The organism is Streptomyces orinoci (genome assembly GCF_003121295.1).
Classification (GTDB): domain Bacteria; phylum Actinomycetota; class Actinomycetes; order Streptomycetales; family Streptomycetaceae; genus Streptomyces; species Streptomyces orinoci.
Genome location: NZ_PHNC01000009.1, coordinates 100,117 through 120,206, shown reverse-complemented (window position 1 = coordinate 120,206; position 20,090 = coordinate 100,117). Strand labels below are relative to the sequence as shown.

Annotated in this window: 1 protein-coding gene; it reads right to left on the bottom strand. The window is 72.2% G+C overall.

The window, feature by feature from the left end; all coding sequences use genetic code 11:
• Positions 1 to 4: 4 nt before the first annotated feature.
• Entirely contained in the window at positions 5 to 20,080 is a 20,076-nt protein-coding gene (locus tag CV755_RS07095) for a type I polyketide synthase (protein ID WP_109279315.1), read from the bottom strand.
• Positions 20,081 to 20,090: the final 10 nt, after the last annotated feature.

The window sequence follows — 20,090 nt, the reverse complement described above, 5'->3', positions numbered from 1 at the left end:
CTGGTCACAGCTCCCCGAGTTCGCCGTCGATGAAGTCGAAGAGCTCATCGGCGGTGGCCATTTCGAGGTCGCGTGCGCGTTCCGCGTCGTCCGGCTCGGTGCGGAATCGGCTCCACTTGGCGAGCAGGGTCTGCAGCCGCACGGTGACCTCCTCGTATGCGGTGTCGTCCGGGGCGACCTCGGTCAGGCCGTCCGGGGTGATCGCGGAGAGGGCCGTTTCCATCCGGGCCAGTTCCGCCAGCAGCGGTGCCGTGGCGGTGGGCTCTTCGAGGTCCAGGTCGGTCAGTAGCTGGGCCGCGAGCCGGACGGGGGTGGGGTGGTCGAAGACCAGGGTGGCGGGGAGCCGGAGACCGGTGGCCTGGTTGAGCCGGTTGCGCAGTTCCACCGCGGTCAGCGAGTCGAAGCCGAGCTCATTGAACGCCTGATCGGGTTCGATGGCGTCCACGGAGGTGTGCCCCAGGACGTCGGCGACCTGAGCGCGGATCACATCCAGCAGCACGGTGATCCGGTCCGCCGTGGGCACGTTCAGCAGACGGCCGCGCAGCGGTGTGCCGTCCGTCTCGGTCCGTGCCTGCGCGGTACGCCGTACCGGTCCACGGACCAGATCGCGCAACAGCGGCGGCACCGCCGCCGCGCCGCCCGGCACCAGGTCCAGGCGGGTCGGCATCAGCAGGGCCTCGTCCATCGCCTCCGCCATGTCCAGCAGCGCCAGGCCCTCGTCGGCCGACAGGCCGGTCATGCCGGACCGGGCCATCCGCCGTACATCGGCATCGCCGATGCTGTCGGCCATGCCGCTGTTGACACCGGTCTCGTCCGCCCACAGGCCCCAGGCGAGCGAGGTGGCCGCCAGCCCCTGGGCCCGGCGGTGGTGGGCCAGGCCGTCCAGGAAGGCGTTGGCCGCCGCGTAGTTGCCCTGGCCCGGTCCACCGAAGACACCGGCCGCCGAGGAGAACAGGACAAAGGCCGACAGCTCAAGTTCCCGGGTCAGCTCATGCAGGTTCCATGCCGCGTCCACCTTGGGGCGCAGCACCCGGTCCATCCGCTCCGGGGTGAGCGAGCCGATCACTCCGTCGTCGAGCACGCCCGCGGCGTGCACCACGGCGGTCAGCGGATGCTCCCGCGGGATGCCCGCCAGCAGTTCGGCCAGCGCTTCCCGGTCGGCCGTGTCGCAGGCGGCGATGGTCACGGCCGCGCCCAATTCGGTGAGTTCCGCCGCCAGTTCGGCGGCGCCGTCGGCTGCCGGTCCGCGTCGGCTGGTGAGCAGCAGGCTGCGTACACCGCGGGTGGTCACCAGGTGGCGGGCCACCAGGCTGCCGAGGGCGCCGGTGCCGCCGGTGATCAGGACGGTGCCGTCGGGCCGGGCCGAGTGGCCGGCTCCGGTGTCGCCGGCCGCGGCGGCCCGGCCCAGGCGGGCGGCGTGCAGGGTGCCGTCGCGCAGGGCCAGTTGGGGTTCGCCGCCCGTGGCCGCGGCGGGCAGCACCCGCCAGGACGCGTCCCGGTCGTCGATGTCCAGCAGCATAAACCGCTCCGGGTTCTCGGTCTGTGCCGACCGGACGAGCCCCCAGACCGCGGCGCCGGACAGGTCCGGCACGGTGTCCTCGGGGTGCGCGGCCACCGCGCCGCGGGTCGTCACCACCAGGCGGGCGGTGTCCAAGCGGGCGTCCGCCAGCCAGGACTGGACCAGGTCCAGCATGTGGTGCGTGGCGGTATGTACCGCGTCCGGCGTCCGCTGCCCGCCGGCGGATACCAGCACCACGTCCGGTACCGGGGTGCCGGCGGCGATGGCCTCGCCGAGCGCGGCCAGATCCGGGTAGCAAGCGGGCGGGGCGCCCGCGGCCTTGAGCCCCTCGGCCAGGCCGAGTTCGTCGGAGCCCAGCACCGCCCAGGAGCCCGGGGCCGGTGACGCGGACGGGGTGGGAAGGGCGGCCCAGTTGAGCCGGTACAGCTTGTCGTGGTGACCGCCGCGTGCGCCGGCGAACGCTTCGGCCGATACCGGCCGCAGCACCAGCGACTCCACCGAGGCGACCGGCGCGCCCGAACCGTCGGCGACCGTGAGGGACACCGTGTCCGGGCCGGCGGACGACAGACGGACCCGCAGTGCGGTGGCGCCGGTCGCGTACAGCGACACACCGGACCAGGAGAACGGCAGCCGGACCTGGCCGGTGTCGGCCACCAGGCTGCCCAGTCCGATGGCGTGCAGCGCCGCGTCCAGCAGCGCCGGGTGCAGACCGAACAGCCCGGCGTCACCGGCGGTTTCCTGGTCCAGCGCCACCTCGGCCACCACGTCCCGGCCGTCCTGCCAGACGGCCCGCAGGCCCTGGAACACCGGGCCGTAGTTGACGCCGGTCAGCGCCAGCCGCTCATACAGGTCGTCCACCGGGATGGGGACGGCGCCGGCGGGCGGCCAGACACCGGTGCCGGCCGGGGCCGCCCCGCCGCCGACCGCCAGCAGGCCGTTGGCATGGCGGATCCAGGGTCCGGCGGCCACGGTGTCCGGGCCGTCCACGGGCCGGGAGTGGACGCTCAGCGGGCGCCGCCCCGCGGAGTCGGCGTCCCCGACGGTGAGTCTCACCTGGACGGCACCGCGCTGCGGCAGCAACAGCGGGCTCTCCAGTGTCAGTTCCTCCAGCCGGTCGCAGCCGACCTGGTCGCCGGCGCGGATCGCCAGCTCCACAAAGGCGGTTCCGGGCAGCAGCGCCACACCGGCGACGGCATGGTCGGCGAGCCAGGGGTGGGTTTCCAGCGACAGGCGCCCGGTGAACAACAGGCTTCCGGAGTCGGGCAGTTCCACCGTGGCACCCAGCAATGGGTGGCCGGCGGCGGCCAGTCCGGCCGAGGTGACATCGCCGACGCCGGCCGGACGCAACTGCGGCCAGTACGGCTGGTGCTGGAAGGCGTAGGTGGGCAGGGCGACCTGGCGGGCGCCCCGACCGGCGAACACCGGTTCCCAGTCGACGGGGACACCGCCGACATGGGCCTCGGCCAGCGAGGTCAGGAAGCGGGCCGGTCCGCCCTCGTCGCGGCGGAGCGTGCCGAACACGGCCACCTCGGTGTCGGCCTGCTCCACGATCTGTTGCAGGGCGACGGTCAGCACCGGATGCGGGCTGGATTCCAGGAAGGCCCGGTGCCCGTCCGCCAGCAGACGGCGGATGGTGGGCTCGAACAGCACCGTGCCACGCATATTGCGGTACCAGTAGTCGGCGTTCAGCTCGGCGGTGTCGATGACCTCGCCGGTGACCGTCGAGTAGAACGGGATCTCGGTCGACCTGGGTGACACCGGGGCGAGCAGTTCCAGCAGCCGGTCCCGGAGCGGTTCGACCTGGGGGCAGTGGCTGGGGACGGACGCGGCGAGGACCCGCGCCCGGATTCCCTCCGCCTCGCATTCGGCGACGACCTGGGTCAGTGCCTCTTCGTCGCCCGCCAGTGTGACCAGCGAGGGGCCGTTGATGCCGGCCACCGACAGTGCCTCGCCCCAGGGGGCGATGCGCCTGGCCGCCTCCTCGGCGGAGATCATCACGGAGGCCACGCCGCCCCGGCCGGTCAGGTTCTCCGCCAGCATGCGGCTGCGCAGCGCCACGATGCGGGCCGCGTCCTCCAGCGAGAGCGCGCCTGCGAAGCAGGCGGCGGCGATCTCGCCCTGGGAGTGGCCGATCACTGCCGAGGGCCGCACCCCATAGGAGCGCCACAGTTCGGCCAGCGAGACCATCACCGAGAACAGCACCGGCTGGACCACGTCCACCCGGTCGAGGCCCGGTGCTCCGGGCTCGCCACGCAGCACCGCCATGACCGACCAGTCGAGGAACTCTGTGAACGCGGCGGCGCACTCCGTCATCCGCTCGGCGAACGCCGGGGAGGTGTCCATCAGTTCCAGGCCCATGCCGAGCCACTGGGAGCCCTGGCCGGGGAAGACGAACACCGGGCCGTTGCGGGTCGCGGTCACCGGGCCGCCCCGGACCAGACCGGGCAGTTCCCGGCCTTCGGCGAGCGCTGCCAACTGGTCCATAAACACGGCCCGTTCACCGGCGATCAGGACCGCACGGTGGTCGAACAGCGTCCTGGTGGTGCGCAGCGAATGGCCCAGGTCGAGCGGGCGGGTGTCCGGGTGGCGCTCCAGATGGGCGCGCAGCCGGGCGGCCTGGGAGCGGACGCCTGCCGCGGTCTTCGCGGACAGCAGCCAGGGCACCACCGAGGTGGCGTCCTCCTGCCCTTCGCCGTCGGCCGGGCGCCGATCCGGTGCGTCGGGCTGTTCCAGGATGATGTGGGCGTTGGTGCCGCTGATGCCGAAGGAGGAGACGGCGGCGCGGCGCGGCCGGTCCAGGACGGGCCAGTCCCGGGCCTCGGTCAGCAACGACACCTGGCCCGCGGTCCAGTCAACCTGTGTCGAGGGCTTGTCCACATGCAGGGTCTTCGGCAGTACACCGTGCCGCATCGCCATCACCATCTTGATCACTCCGGCCGCGCCCGCGGCGGCCTGGGTGTGACCGATGTTGGACTTGATGGAGCCGAGGAACAGCGGCTCGGTGTCCGCCTCGCGCCGGCCGTAGGTGGCCAGCAGCGCCTGGGCCTCGATCGGGTCGCCCAGCCTGGTGCCGGTGCCATGCGCCTCCACCACGTCCACGTCCGCCGTGGACAGTCCGGCGCTGTCGAGCGCCTGGCGGATCACCCGCTGCTGGGCCGGTCCGTTCGGGGCGGTGAGCCCATTGGAGGCGCCGTCCTGGTTGACCGCGCTGCCGCGCACGATCGCCAGCACCTGGTGACCGTTGCGGCGGGCATCGGACAGCCGCTCCACCAGCAGCATGCCGACGCCCTCGCCCCAGCCGGTGCCATTGGCGGCGTCGGAGAACGCCTTGCTCCGCCCGTCCGGGGACAGCGCCCGCTGCCGGGAGAACTCGACAAACGTACCGGGGGTGGACATCACGGTGACACCGCCGGCCAGCGCCATCGAGCACTCCCCCGACCGCAGCGCCTGCGCGGCCAGATGCAGGGTCACCAGCGAGGACGAGCACGCGGTGTCGATCGTCACCGCCGGGCCCTCCAGCCCGAGGACATAGGACACCCGGCCGGAGGCGACACTGCCCGAGTTGCCGGTGCCGCCGATGCTGTTGTCGCCCTCGGTGTCCTCGCTGGTGGCCTGCGCCACCAGCACCCCGTAGTCGTGGTACATCACTCCGGCGAACACACCGGTGCGGCTGCCCTTGAGCGAGGTCGGGTCGATGCCCGCCTGCTCGATGGCCTCCCAGGAGGTTTCCAGCAGCAGCCGCTGATGCGGGTCCATCACCAGCGCCTCGCGCGGGCTGATACCGAAGAACGCCGGGTCGAACTGGGGCGCGTCATAGAGGAAACCGCCCTCGTTGGTGTACGAGGTGCCGGGGCGCGACAGCTCCGGGTCGTACTCGACGTCCCAGCCCCGGTCGGTGGGGAAGACACCGACGCCGTCGCCGCCGGTGGCCACCAGCCGCCACAGGTCGTCCGGGGATGCCACCCCGCCCGGGTAGCGGCAGGCCATACCGATAATCGCGATGGGCTCGTCGGTCACCGGGGCCGAAGTGGTGGCGGTCACCGCCAACTCCGGATCGGTACCGACCAGTTCATCCCGCAGGAAGCGGACCAGCACCAGTGGTGTGGGGTAGTCGAAGACCAGGGTGGCGGGCAGCCGCAGCCCGGTGACCTTGTTGAGCCGGTTGCGCAGCTCTACGGCGGTCAGGGAGTCGAATCCGGCTTCCCGGAACGCCTGGTCGGCATCGACCGCGTCCGCGGAGGCATGGCCCAGTACCGCGGCCACATGGGTGCACACCAGATCCAGCAGCCGCTGTTCCTGGTCGGCCGGGGCGAGCCCGGCCAGCCGCTGCGCCAGGCCCGATCCCGGGACGGGCTCCTCGGCGGTCAGCAGGCGCCGGGCCGGGGTCCGTACCAGACCGCGCAGCAGGGCCGGGACAGCAGTGGTGTCCGGCCGGCTGGGCGGCGTGCCGAGGTCCAGGCGCATGGGCACCAGTACGGTCTCGTCCCTCGCGGTCGCGCTGTCGAACAGCGTGGTGCCCTGCCGGGCGGACAGCGCGTGCATGCCCGAGCGGGCCAGCCGCTGCCGGTCGTTCTCGCTCAGCGCATCGGCCATGCCGCCGGCCTGGTCCCATGGCCCCCAGGCCAGGGACTGGGCCGGCAGGCCGGCTGCCGCGCGGTGCTGGGCCAGTCCGTCCAGGAAGGCGTTGGCCGCCGCGTAATTGCCCTGCCCGGCGCCGCCCATGACCCCGGCGACCGAGGAGAACAGCACAAAGGAGGTGAGGTTCAGCTCCAAGGTCAGCTCATGCAGGTTCCAGGCCCCGTCCACCTTGGGACGCAGCACCGCGGCCATCCGCTCCGGGGTCAGCGAACCGACCACACCGTCGTCGGTGATACCGGCGGCGTGCACCACCGCGGTCAGCGGATGCTCGGCCGGTACCGCCGCCAGGACCTCGGCCAGCGCCTCCCGGTCCGCGACGTCCACGGCGGCCACCCGCACCGACGCGCCCAGCGCCGCCAGTTCGGCCGTCAGCTCGGCCGCGCCCGGCGATGCCTCGCCGCGGCGGCTGGTCAGCAGCAGCCGGCGCACCCCGCGCTCGGTCACCAGGTGCCGGGCCAGCACCGCGCCCAGCGCGCCGGTGCCACCGGTCACCAGCACCGTGCCATCCGTCTCCGGCGCCTCCGGTGCGACCGGCGTCGCATCGGCGGCGGCCGGCACCCGGGCCAGCCTGGGCACCCGGACCCCATCGCGGCCCACCGCCAGCTGGGGTTCGTCGGCGGCGAGGGCGGCGGTCAGCAGCCCGGCCGGGATGGCTTCCCCGGCCAGATCCAGCAGGACGAACCGGCCCGGGTTCTCCGACTGCGCCGAGCGCACCAGTCCCCATACCGCCGCACCTGCCAGGTCCGACACCCCGTCCCCGGCGTCGGCGGCCACCGCGCCCCGCGTCACCAGTACCAGGCGCGCGGACGCCAACCGCGCATCGGCCAGCCAGGACCGCACCAACTCCAGTGCGGTGACCGCGCTTTGGTGCACCGCTCCGGCCGCGGCGCCGGAACCGGCAACACACGCGAACACCACGTCCGGCACCGGACCGTCCAGCGCGGCCAGGTCCGGGTATGTGGCAAGGCCCTGTCCATCCGGACCGAGGGCCGTACCGACGCCGAACACATCGGCGCCCAGGATTGCCCAGGAGCCGCCCCGCGCATCGGAAGCCCGCCCGGGCAACGGGACCCACTCCAGCCGGAACAGGGACTCCTCGAAACCGCCCCGGGCCGCCGCCAGCTGCCCGGCGCTCACCGGTCGCAGCGACAGCGAGTCCACGCTCGCCACCGGGACGCCCGCGGGATCGGTGACCGTCAGCGACACCGTGTCCGCACCCGTGCCGGAGCGGGACAGCCGCACCCGCACCGCCCGCGCGCCCGCGGCGTGCAGGCTGACCCCAGACCAGGCGAAGGGCAGCCGGGCCTGACCGGTGCCCTCGATCAGGTCCCCCAGCCCGACCGCGTGCAGCGCCGCGTCCAGCAGCGCCGGATGCAGACCGAACTGACCGGCGGCCTCGGCGACATCCTCGTCCAGCGCGACATCGGCGAACACCTCACCGGCACGCACCCACACCGCACGTACGCCCTGGAACGCGGGCCCATAGGTCAGCCCCGCGGCGGCGAACCCGTCGTAGAGGCCCTCGATCGCCACCGGGACCGCGTCCGCCGGCGGCCAGGCCGGGGACATCATGTGCGGCGCCGGACCGGCCGGAGCCAGCCGGCCACTGGCGTGCCGCGTCCACGGCTGCCCCACCGTCCGGGAGTGGATGCTCAGCGAGCGGCGGCCCGAGCCGTCCACCTCGCCGACCGCCAACTGCACCTGTACCGCGCCCCGTTCGGGGAGCAGCAGCGGTGCTTCCAGGGTCAGTTCCTCCAGGCGGCCGCAGTCAACCTGGTCACCGGCCCGGATGGCCAGCTCCACAAAGGCCGTACCGGGCAGCAGCACCGAGCCCAGCACTCCATGGTCGGCGAGCCACGGGTGGGTGTCCAGCGACAACCGACCGGTCAGCAACAGCCCACCGGTGCCGGGGATCTCCACCGCGGCACCCAGCAGCGGGTGGTCCGCCGCGCTCATGCCCGCCAGCTCGACATTGCTCGCCGACACCCCGACTTCCAGCCAGTACCGCTGGTGCTGGAAGGCGTAGGTCGGCAACTCCACCTGGTTGCCGCCCCGGCCCGCGAAGAACTCCGCCCAGTCCACCCGCAGGCCCCGCACATGGGCGGTGGCGACGGCGGCGGTCAGGCTCTCGGCCTCCGGACGGCCGGCGCGCAACAGCGGCACACTCAGCGTGTCGATGTCATCGGGCAGGGACTCCTGGCTCATCGCCGAGAGCACGCCGTCCGGGCCCAGTTCGATGAACGTGGTCACGCCCTGGCCGGCCAACGCGCGTATGCCGTCGGCGAACCGGACGGCCTCGCGGACATGCCGCACCCAGTACTCCGGAGCGCACAACTCCTCGGCGGTGGCGAGCTTGCCGGTGACGTTGGATACGACCGGGATACGCGGCGCCTCGTACGACAGGCTTTCGGCGACCCGGCGGAACTCGGCCAGCATCGGCTCCATACGGGGCGAATGGAACGCATGCGACACCGTCAGGCGCTTGGTCTTACGACCCTGCTCCACAAACCCGGCCGCCAACTCGACAACCGCGTCCTCGTCACCCGAAATCACCACGGACGACGGGCCATTGACGGCGGCGATCGACACCCGGCCCTGGTAGCCGGCCAGCACCTCCAGGACCTCGGCCTCGGTGGCCTGGACAGCCACCATCGCACCACCCTCAGGCAGCGCCTGCATCAGCCGGCCACGCGCCGCCACCAGCACACACGCATCCGCCAACGACCACACACCCGCCACATGAGCAGCGGCCAGCTCACCGATCGAGTGGCCCGCCAGATAATCCGGCGCAATCCCCCACGACTCCACCAGGCGGAACAACGCCACCTCAACCGCGAACAACGCCGCCTGAGCGTAAACCGTCCGGTCGATCAACCCGACCCCGCCGAACACCACCTCACGCAGCGGACGGTCCAACTCGCGGTCGAACTCCGCACACACCGCGTCAAAGGCCTCGGCGAACACCGGGAACGTTTCATACAACTCCCGGCCCATCCCCACCCGCTGCGCACCCTGCCCCGTGAACAAGAACCCAACCCGGCCCTCGCCCGAGGCAGTTCCCTGGATCAGCCCCGGCGCGGACCCGTCCTCGATCAGTGAGGTCAGGCCGGCCAGAAGTTCGTCCCGGCTTGAGGCGACCACCGCGGCCCGGTGTTCCAGGGCTGCCCGGGAGGTCGCCAGGGACAGTGCCACATCGATCGGCTCGAGCTCGGGCTGGTCCAGTACATGGGCACGCAGCCGCTCGGCCTGGGCCCCAAGGGCCTTGCCGGTCTTGCCGGAAAGGACCCAGGGCACCACCGGCGACATCACCGTCACCGGTTCCGGCGCGTCGGCGGGCTCTTCCTGCGGCGCCTGCTCCAGCACCGTGTGCGCATTGGTGCCACTGATGCCGAAGGAGGACACCGCCGCGCGACGCGGACGGCCGGTCTCCGGCCAGTCACGGGCCTCGGTCAGCAACTCCACCGCACCCGCCGACCAGTCCACCTGCGAGGAAGGGGCGTCCACATGCAGGGTCCGCGGCAGTACTCCGTGCCGCATCGCCATCACCATCTTGATCACACCGGCCACACCCGCGGCGGCCTGCGCATGGCCGATGTTGGACTTCACCGACCCCAGCCACAACGGCCGGCCCTCGGGCCGGTCCTGGCCATAGGTGGCCAACAGCGCCTGCGCCTCGATCGGGTCGCCCAGCCGGGTACCCGTACCGTGCGCCTCCACCGCGTCGATATCCGCCGTGGACAAGCCCGCACCGGCCAACGCCTGGCGGATCACCCGCTGTTGAGAGGGGCCGTTGGGCGCCGTCAGACCGTTGGACGCACCGTCCTGGTTGACCGCCGAACCACGCACCACGGCCAGCACCCGGTGGCCATGGCGTCGCGCATCGGACAGGCGCTCCACCAGCAGTACGCCGACGCCCTCGCCCCAGCCGGTGCCGTCCGCCGCGTCGGCGAACGACTTGCACCGGCCGTCCGCGGCGAGACCACGCTGCCGGGAGAACTCCACAAAGGTGCCCGCGGTCGGCATCACCGTCACACCACCCGCCAGCGCCAGCGTGCACTCGCCCGAGCGCAGCGCCTGCACCGCCAGGTGCAGCGCCACCAGCGAGGAGGAGCAGGCGGTGTCCACCGTCACGGCAGGGCCTTCGAGGCCGAAGGTGTAGGCCACCCGGCCGGAGACCACACTGGCCGAGGTGCCGGTCATGGCGTAGCCCTCAACGCCCTCCGCGGCGTTGTCGAAGCCGGCGCCATAGCCCTGGTATCCGGATCCGGCGAATACTCCGGTCCGGCTGCCCTTCAGGGTGGACGGGGCGATGCCGGCGTTCTCGATGGCCTCCCAGGAGGTTTCCAGCAGCAGTCGCTGCTGTGGGTCCATCGCCGTCGCCTCACGCGGCGAGATGCCGAACATTCCGGCGTCGAAGTCCCCCGCCCGGTAGAGGAAGCCGCCCTTGCGGACATAGGCGGTCCCGGGGTGGTCGGGGTCCGGGTCGTAGAGCCCGTCCAGGTCCCAGCCACGGTCGGTGGGGAATTCACCGATGCCGTCGGCGCCGTTGGCCACCAGTCGCCACAGGTCCTCGGGAGAGCTGACGCCGCCCGGGTAGCGGCAGGCCATGCCCACGATGGCGATCGGCTCGTCGGACTGTACGGCGACGACCGTCTCGGGGGCGGCGGCCGCCGCGTCGGTGCCCTGGAGTTCCCGCCCCAGATGCTCGGCCAGTACGGCCGCGGTGGGGAAGTCGTACACCAGGGTCGAGGGGAGGCTCAGGCCGGTGGCGGAGTTCAGCCGGTTACGGAATTCGACCGCGGTCAGCGAGTCGAAGCCGAGCTCCTTGAACGGGCGCTCGGCCGCCACCTCGTTCGGCGACGTGTGTCCCAGCACGCCCGCCACTTCGGTACGTACCAGCTCGGACAGCGCCCGGCCGCGCTCCGCCTCGGACAGGCCGCGCAGTCGGCGTAGCAGTGCCGAGTCCTCGGTGGCCGGGCTGTGCTGCCGTGCTTCGGCGTCCAGCGCCTTCCGGACATCCGGCAGATCGCCGATGAGCGGACGGGGCCGGGCGACGGCGAAGCCGGGCAGGAACTGCTCCCACACCACGTCGGCGATGGCCAGCGCGGCATCGTCGGCATCCATGGCCTGCTGGAGCGCGGCGATGGCCAGTTGCGGGGACAGCGGCAGCAGCCCGCCCCGTCGCAGGTGCGCCTCGCTGACCGCGTTGGCCGCTGCCAGGCCCACCTCCGCCCATGGCCCCCAGGCGAGCGCGGTCGCGGCCTGTCCACGTTCCCGGCGCTGCTGGGCCAGGGCGTCCAGGTAGGCATTGGCCGCGGCATAGGCGCCCTGGCCTCCGCTGCCCCAGATGCCGGAGATGGAGGAGAACAGAATGAACGCGTCCAGCGGCGTGTCGTACAGCAGCTCGTCCAGGTTGCGGGCGCCGGCGACCTTACCGGTCACCACGTCCGCGAATTCCTCGCCGCCCATTTCGGCGAGCGGGGTGAACTGGCCGATACCGGCGGCGTGTACGACCGCCCGCACCGGCTGGTCGGCGGGCAGTTCGGCCAGCAGGCTCGCCAGCGCGTCCCGATCTGCGACATCGCAGGCCGCCACCGTCACCTGGGCACCGAGCCCGGTCAACTCCTCGCATAGTTCCACCGCGCCCTCGGCCGCGATGCCCCGGCGGCTGGTCAGGAGGAGGCGTTCGGCTCCGTTACGGGCCAGCCAGCGGGCGACCTCGGCGCCCAGCGCGCCGGTACCGCCGGTCACCAGCACGGTGCCACGCGGCCGCCACGGGGTCTCGGCCGTCTCCGGCCGGGGAGCGTGGCCGAGCCGTCGGACGAACACGCCCGAGGCGCGCACCGCCAGCTGGTCCTCGTCACCGATCCCGGCCAGCACACCGACCAGCCGCCGCAGCGCGTACTCGTCCACCGTCTCGGGAACGTCAACCAGACCGCCCCAGCGGTCGGGGTGTTCAAGTCCCACCACCCTGCCGAGCCCCCAGGTCTGTGCCTGCGCCACACTCGCCAGCCGGTCGGAGCGGCCCACCGAGACCGCGCCACGGGTCAGACACCACAGCGGTGCCGCGATGTCCGCGTCGCCGAGGGCCCTGACCAGTTCCAGGGTGGACCACAGGCCCGCGGTCACCCCGGGGTGGCGCGACTGGGCGGTCTCGTCCAACGCGAGGAACGACAGCACTCCGGCGACCGGCCCGTCGGTCTCGGACAGCCGTCGGGCCAGCCCCGCACGATCGGTCTCGGCCTCGCCGACGGTCAGGACCACGCTCCGCGCCCCGCGCGCGTTCATCGCGGGCACAACCGCCTCAACCCACTGATGGCTCTGCCGGCCCTCGGGCACCACCACGATCCAGGTTCCGGACAGCGCGGCGGCGGCAGCCTCCGGCACCGGCTTCCAAGTGATCCGGTAGCGCCAGGAGTCCACGACCGACTGGGTACGGTGCCGCTTGCGCCAGGCGGACAGCACCGGCAGTACCGCGCTCAGCGAGTCCCGCTCGGCCGCGTCGATCTGCAGGGTCCCGGCGACGGTGGCCACATCGGCCCGCTCGACGGCGTCCCAGAAGGCGGCATCTACCGGATCCACCCGGTCGACGACTCCGGCCGCCTCCAATGCCGTCCAATACCGCTGCCGTTGGAAGGCATAGGTCGGCAGCTCCACCGACCGGGCGCCCCGGCCCGCGAAGACCTGTGCCCAGTCAACGGGAATGCCCCGGACGTGGGCCCGGGTGACCGCGGTGGTGAGGGTATGAGCCTCGGGCCGGTCGGCACGAAGTACGGGCACGAACACGGCCTCGGGCAGCGACTCCTGGCCCATGGCGGAGAGCACCCCGTCCGGGCCCAGCTCGATCAGCGTCCCAACGCCATGGGCGGCCAACATGCCTATTCCGTCGGCGAATCGGACCGCCTCCCGGACATGCCGCACCCAGTACTCCGGAGCACACACCTCCTCGGCGGTGGCGAGCTTGCCGGTGACGTTCGATACGACCGGGATACGCGGCGCCTGATACGACAGGCTCTCGGCGACCCGACGGAACTCGTCCAGCATCGGCTCCATACGCGGCGAATGGAACGCATGCGAGACCGTCAGCCGCTTCGTCTTACGACCCTGCTGCTCAAAACCCGACGCGATCTCCACGACCACGTCGTCATCACCCGAAATCACCACGGACGACGGGCCATTGACGGCGGCGATCGACACCGCGCCCTCGCGCCCGGCAAGCGCCGCGACAACCTCGGCCTCGGTGGCCTGTACCGCAACCATCGCGCCGCCCTCGGGCAGCGCCTGCATCAGACGGCCACGCGCCGCCACCAACGCACACGCATCAGCCAGCGACCACACACCCGCCACATACGCGGCCGACAACTCACCGATGGAATGACCCGCCAGATAATCCGGCCTAATCCCCCACGACTCCACCAGGCGGAACAACGCCACCTCAACCGCGAACAACGCCGCCTGAGCGTAAACAGTCCGGTCGATCAACTCCGCCTCGCCGAACACCACCTCACGCAACGGACGGTCCAACTCGCGGTCGAACTCCGCACACACCGCGTCAAACGCCTCGGCGAACACCGGGAACGCCGCATACAACTCCCGGCCCATCCCCACCCGCTGCGCACCCTGCCCCGTGAACAGGAAGGCGACCCGACCACCGTCGGATATCGAGCCTCGCGCCAGCCTCGGCGTGTTCCGGCCCTCGGCCAGTTCCGTCAGTGCGGCGAGGAAATCGTCCCGGTTGGTCGCGACCAGACCGGCCCGGTGTTCCAGCGCCGCCCGTGAGGTGGCCAACGCATGGCCCACATCGACGAGTTCGTCCTCAGGGTGTGTCTCCAGCCACTCCGTCAGCCGCTGTGCCTGTGCGCGCAGGGCGGCCTCGGTCCGGCCGGACAGTACCCAGGGGATCACCGGCGAGGTCACCACGGGTGCGACCGGTGCGGTCGTCGCGGCGTCCGGTGCCTGCTCGATGATGGTGTGCGCATTGGTGCCACTGATGCCGAAGGAGGACACCGCCGCGCGACGCGGACGGCCGGTCTCCGGCCAGTCACGGGCCTCGGTCAGCAACTCCACCGCACCCGCCGACCAGTCCACCTGCGAGGAAGGCGCGTCCACATGGAGAGTCCGTGGCAGCATGCCGTGCCGCAGCGCCATCACCATCTTGATGACACCGGCCACGCCCGAAGCGGCTTGGGTGTGCCCGATGTTGGACTTGATGGAACCCAGCCACAACGGCCGGTCCTCGGGCCGGTCCTGGCCATAGGTGGCCAGCAGCGCCTGCGCCTCGATCGGATCGCCCAGCCGCGTGCCGGTGCCATGCGCCTCCACCACATCGACGTCCGCCGTGGACAGTCCGGCGCTGTCCAACGCCCGCCGGATCACCCGCTGCTGGGCCGGACCATTGGGGGCGCTCAGCCCGTTGCTCGCACCATCCTGGTTGACGGCGCTGCCGCGTACCACCGCCAGTACCCGGTGGCCGTTGCGCTGGGCGTCCGAGAGCCGCTCCACCAGGAGCATGCCGACGCCCTCGCCCCAGCCGGTGCCGTCCGCCGCGTCGGCGAACGACTTGCACCGGCCGTCCGCGGCGAGACCACGCTGCCGGGAGAACTCCACAAAGCTGCCGGCGGTCGGCATCACCGCGACGCCACCGACCAGTGCCAGCGAGCACTCCCCCGACCGCAGCGCCTGCGCGGCCAGATGCAGTGCCACCAGGGAGGAGGAGCAGGCCGTGTCCACGGTCACCGCGGGGCCTTCCAGCCCGAGGGCGTAGGCGATCCGGCCGGAGGCGACGCTGGTCGAGATGTCGGTGAGCGAGTACTCGGCCGAGTCGTCGCCCTGGCGGCCGCCGATGCCGTACCCCTGGTAGCTGGAGCCGACGAATACGCCGCCCTGACTGCCCTTGAGCGAGGTCGGGTCGATGCCCGCCCGTTCCACGGCCTCCCAGGAGGCTTCCAGCAGCAGCCGCTGCTGGGGGTCCATCGCCGCCGCCTCGCGCGGCGAGATGCCGAACATTCCGGGGTCGAAGTCCCCGGCGTCATAGAGGAAGCCGCCCTCGCGGGCGTATGAGGTCCCGGGGTGTTCGGGGTCCGGGTGGTACACCGCGTCCAGGTCCCAGCCACGGTCGGTGGGGAACTCCCCGATGCCGTCCAGGCCGGCGGCCACCAGCCGCCACAGGTCCTCGGGAGAGCTGACACCGCCCGGGTAGCGGCAGGCCATGCCCACGATGGCGATCGGCTCATCGGTGTGCGCGGCGGTCGCGGGCAGAGCGGTGTGTACCTGGTCCGCGCGGCCGAGCAGCTCATCGTGGATGTGCGCGGCCAGCACGGTGGGGGTCGGATGGTCGAAGACCAGGGTGGCGGAGAGCCGCAGCCCGGTGTGGGTGTTCAGCCGGTTGCGGAGTTCCACCGCGGTCAGCGAGTCAAAGCCGAGCTCCCGGAAGGCGCGCCCCTGATCCACCGCGTCCGCCGAGGCATGGCCCAGGACGCCGGCCGTCTCGGTGCGCACCAAGTCCAGCAGCAGGCGGCGCTGTTCGGCCTCGGGGAGCGCGGTCAGGCGCCGCAGCAGGTCCGAGTCGTCGTCTTCCGGTGCGACATCCGTGACCACGGCACCGCGGACCTCGGGCAGGTCACCGAGGAGGGGGCTGGGGCGTACTGCGGTGAAGCCGGTCAGGAAGCGGTCCCAGTGGACATCGGCGACGGCCACCGCCAGGTCACCGTGCTCGACGGCCTGGCGCAGCGCGGCGACGCCCAGTTCGGGGTCGAGCGCGGGCAGGCCGCGGCGGCGCAGATGGTCCTCGGCCCCTCCCTCGGCCATGCCACCGCCGCTCCATGGACCCCAGGCCACCGAGGTGGCGTTGAGGCCGCGGTCCCGGCGCTGCTCGGCGAGGGCGTCCAGGTAGGCGTTGGCGGCCGCATAGGCGCCGTTGCCACCACTGCCCCAGACGGCGGAGATGGAGGAGTACAGGACAAAGGCGTCCAGTGGTGTATCACCGAGCAGTTCGTCCAGGTTGCGGGCACCGGCCACCTTGGCACGCAGCACATCGGCGAGCTCGGCCAGGTCGGTGTCGGCGACCTGGGTGAACTGGCCGGCGCCCGCGGCGTGCACCACCGCGCTGAGCGGCAGCTCGGCGGGCACCGCGGCGAGCAGCCGCGCCAGCGCGTCGCGGTCGGCCACATCGCAGGCCGCCACGGTCACCGCCGCGCCGAGCTCGGTCAGCTCCTGGCGCAGTTCCTCCGCGCCGGCCGCGGCGAGTCCCCGGCGGCTGGTGAGGATCAGGTGTTCGGCGCCGTTGCGGGCGAGCCAGCGGGCGAAGTGCGCGCCCAGCGCCCCGGTACCGCCGGTCACCAGTACGGTGCCGCGCGGCCGCCATGGGGTGACGGCCGACTCGGAGCGGGGGGCGCGGGCCAGCCGTCGGACGAACACGCCCGAGGCGCGCACCGCGACCTGGTCCTCGGTGCCGTGCTCGGCCAGTATCCGCAGCACCCGGGTCAGCGACCGCTCGTCCAGTGCTTCGGGCAGGTCGAGCAGGCCGCCCCAGCGGTCGGGGTGTTCCAGGGCCACCACCCGGCCGAGTCCCCACGTCTGGGCCTGTGCCGGGCCGGCCGGCCGGTCGGCCCGGCCCACCGACACCGCGCCCTGGGTCAGGCACCACAGTGGCGCCGTGATCTCGGCGGCGCCGAGGGCCCGTACCAGCTCCATCGTGGCCGCCAGGCCGGAGGCGACCTCGGGGTGCTCCGGGTGCGGGGTTTCGTCCAGTGCCAGGAAGGACAACACACCGGTGACCGAAGGGGTTTCGGCGGCCATCGCGCGCAGGTGCGGGAGCAGCGAGGTGACGGTGCAGTCGGCCATGGCGACCTCGACCGGTATCGGCTCGGCGCCGGAGACACTCAGTGCGTCCAGGACCGCGGCGGCCACCTCGGGCCGGTCCTGCGGCAGCAGCACGATCCAACTTCCCGCGAGCTGTACCGGTTCGGTGGCGTGCGTCACCGGCTTCCAGACGATGCGGTAGCGCCAGGAGTCCACCACGGACTGAGTGCGATGCCGCTGCCGCCAGGAGGACAGCACCGGCAGCATGGCGCTCAGCGAGGACCGCTCTTCCTCACCGACCTCCAGTGCATCGGCGAACGCCGCCACATCGGCACGCTCCACGGCATCCCAGAACGCGGCGTCCGCAAGGTCGGCCGTGCCCGTCTCCACGGTGGCTTCGGGCCAGTAACGGGCGCGTTGGAAGGCGTAGGTGGGCAAATCGACCTGTACCGCTCCGCGCCCGGCGAACAGCCGCGTCCAGTCCACCTGGACGCCCTGTGTGTGGGCCTGCGCGACGGCGGCGGTCAGGGTGAACGCCTCGGCGCGGTCGGTGCGCAGGACCGGTACGAACAGCGCGTCGGCGCTGTCCTGTCCCATGGCGGAGAGCACGCCGTCCGGGCCCAGTTCGATGAACGTGGTCACACCCTGGTCGGCCAAGGTGCGGATGCCGTCGGCGAATCGGACGGCCTCGCGGACATGCCGCACCCAGTACTCGGGAGCGCACAACTCCTCGGCGGTGGCGAGCTTGCCGGTGACGTTGGATACGACCGGGATACGTGGCGCCTGGTACGACAGGCTCTCGGCGACCCGACGGAAGTCGGCCAGCATCGGCTCCATACGCGGCGAATGGAACGCATGCGAGACTGTCAGCCGCTTCGTCTTACGACCCTCGGCCCGGAAACCCTCCGCGATCTCCACGACCGCGTCCTCGTCACCCGAAATCACCACGGACGACGGACCGTTGACCGCAGCAACCGACACCCGGTCCTCGTAGGCGTCCAGCGCCTGGAGAGCTTCTGCCTCCGTTGCCTGGACGGCGACCATCGCACCACCGGCCGGCAGCGCCTGCATCAGACGGCCACGCGCCGCCACCAGCACACACGCATCCGCCAGCGACCACACTCCCGCCACATGCGCAGCGGCCAACTCGCCGATCGAGTGGCCGAGGAGCGCCTGCGGCCGGACGCCCCAGGACTCCAGGAGCCGGTAGAGGGCCACCTCCAGGGCGAACAGCGCCGCCTGGGTGAACTCCGTGCGGTTGAGCGGGTCCTGGCCGTCCCCGGCGAACACCACCTCGCGCAGTGGCCGGTCCAAGGTGCCGTCGAACTCCGCGCACACCGCGTCGAAGGCGGCGGCGAACACCGGGAACGCCGTGTACAACTCCCGTCCCATACCGGCCCGCTGGGCGCCCTGGCCGGTGAACAGGAAGGCGGCCCGGCCGTCTTCGGTGGCCACGCCCTGGAACAGGCCCGGCGCCCCCTGGCCTTCGGCCAACGCCGCCAGTCCGGCGAGGAGTTCGTCCCGCCCCCCGCCGACCACGGCGGCCCGGTGTTCCATGGCCGTGCGCGAGGCGGCCAGGGACAATCCCACGCTTGCGGGGTTCGGCCCCGGCGTGTCCAGCAGATGGGCGCGCAGCCGCCGCGCCTGCGCCCTCAGCGCGTCTTCGGTCCTGCCGGACAGCACCCATGGCACCACCGGTGTCCCCACCGTCACCGGCGCCGCCTCGGAAGCGGGCTCGTCCTGCGCCTGCTCAAGCACCACATGGGCGTTGGTGCCGCTGATGCCGAACGAGGACACCGCCGCCCGGCGCGGACGATCCGACGCCGGCCACTGACGGGCCTTGGTCAACAGTTCCATCCTGCCCGCCGACCAGTCCACCTGTGGTGTGGGCTCATCGATGTGCAGGGTCTGCGGCAGTACTCCGTGCCGCATCGCCATCACCATCTTGATCACACCGGCCACGCCCGCGGCACCCTGGGTGTGACCGATGTTGGACTTCACCGAGCCCAGCCACACCGGCCGGTCCTCGGGCCGGTCCTGGCCATAGGTGGCCTGCAGTGCCTGCGCCTCGATCGGGTCGCCCAGCTTGGTGCCGGTGCCATGCGCCTCCACCGCGTCGATGTCGGAGGCGGTGAGCCGGGCGTTGGCCAACGCCTGCCGGATCACCCGCTGTTGAGAGGGGCCGTTGGGGGCCGTCAGACCGTTGGACGCACCGTCCTGGTTGACCGCCGAGCCGCGCACCACGGCCAGCACCTGATGGCCGTTGCGCCGGGCGTCGGAGAGCCGCTCCAGCAGCAGCATGCCGACGCCCTCGGCCATGCCCATACCGTCCGCGGCGGCGGCGAACGCCTTGGACCGGCCGTCCGCCGCGACACCGCGCTGCCGGGAGAACTCCACCAGCCCACCGGGGGTTGCCATGACCGTCACACCGCCCGCCAGGGCGAGCGAGCATTCGCCCTTCCGCAGCGCGTGGGCGGCCAGATGGAGGGCCACCAGCGAGGACGAGCACGCCGTGTCCACGGTGACCGCCGGGCCTTCCAGGCCGAGGGTGTAGGCGACCCGGCCGGAGAGCACACTGCCCGAAGTGCCGGTGCCCACATAGCCTTCTGCCTCGCCGGGCGCCGTCCCGAAGAGTGCCGCATAGTCCTGGCTGCTGATTCCGGCGAATACGGCGGTCTGGCTGCCCTTGAGTGCGGCGGGGTCGATTCCCGCCCGTTCGATGACCTCCCAGGAGGTTTCCAGCAGCAGCCGCTGCTGCGGGTCCATCGCCAGCGCCTCACGCGGGCTGATCCCAAAGAATCCGGCATCGAACTCCCCTGCGTCGTGCAGGAATCCGCCGCTGCGGACATAGGACTTGCCCGAGGCGTCCGGGTCCGGGTCGTAGAGGCCGTCCAGATCCCAGCCGCGGTCCGCGGGCAGCGGGGTGATGGCGTCCGAGCCGGTGACGAGGAGTCGCCACAGCTCCTCCGGGGAGCTGATGCCCCCGGGGAAGCGGCAGCTCATCGCCACGATCGCGATCGGCTCCTGCTCCTTGTCGGTGGCCTCGCGCAGCCGGTCGTGCGCCTCGTCGAGCTCGGCGGTCACTCGCCGGAGGTATGCGCGAAGCTTGTCTTCATTCGCCATGGGAGCAGCA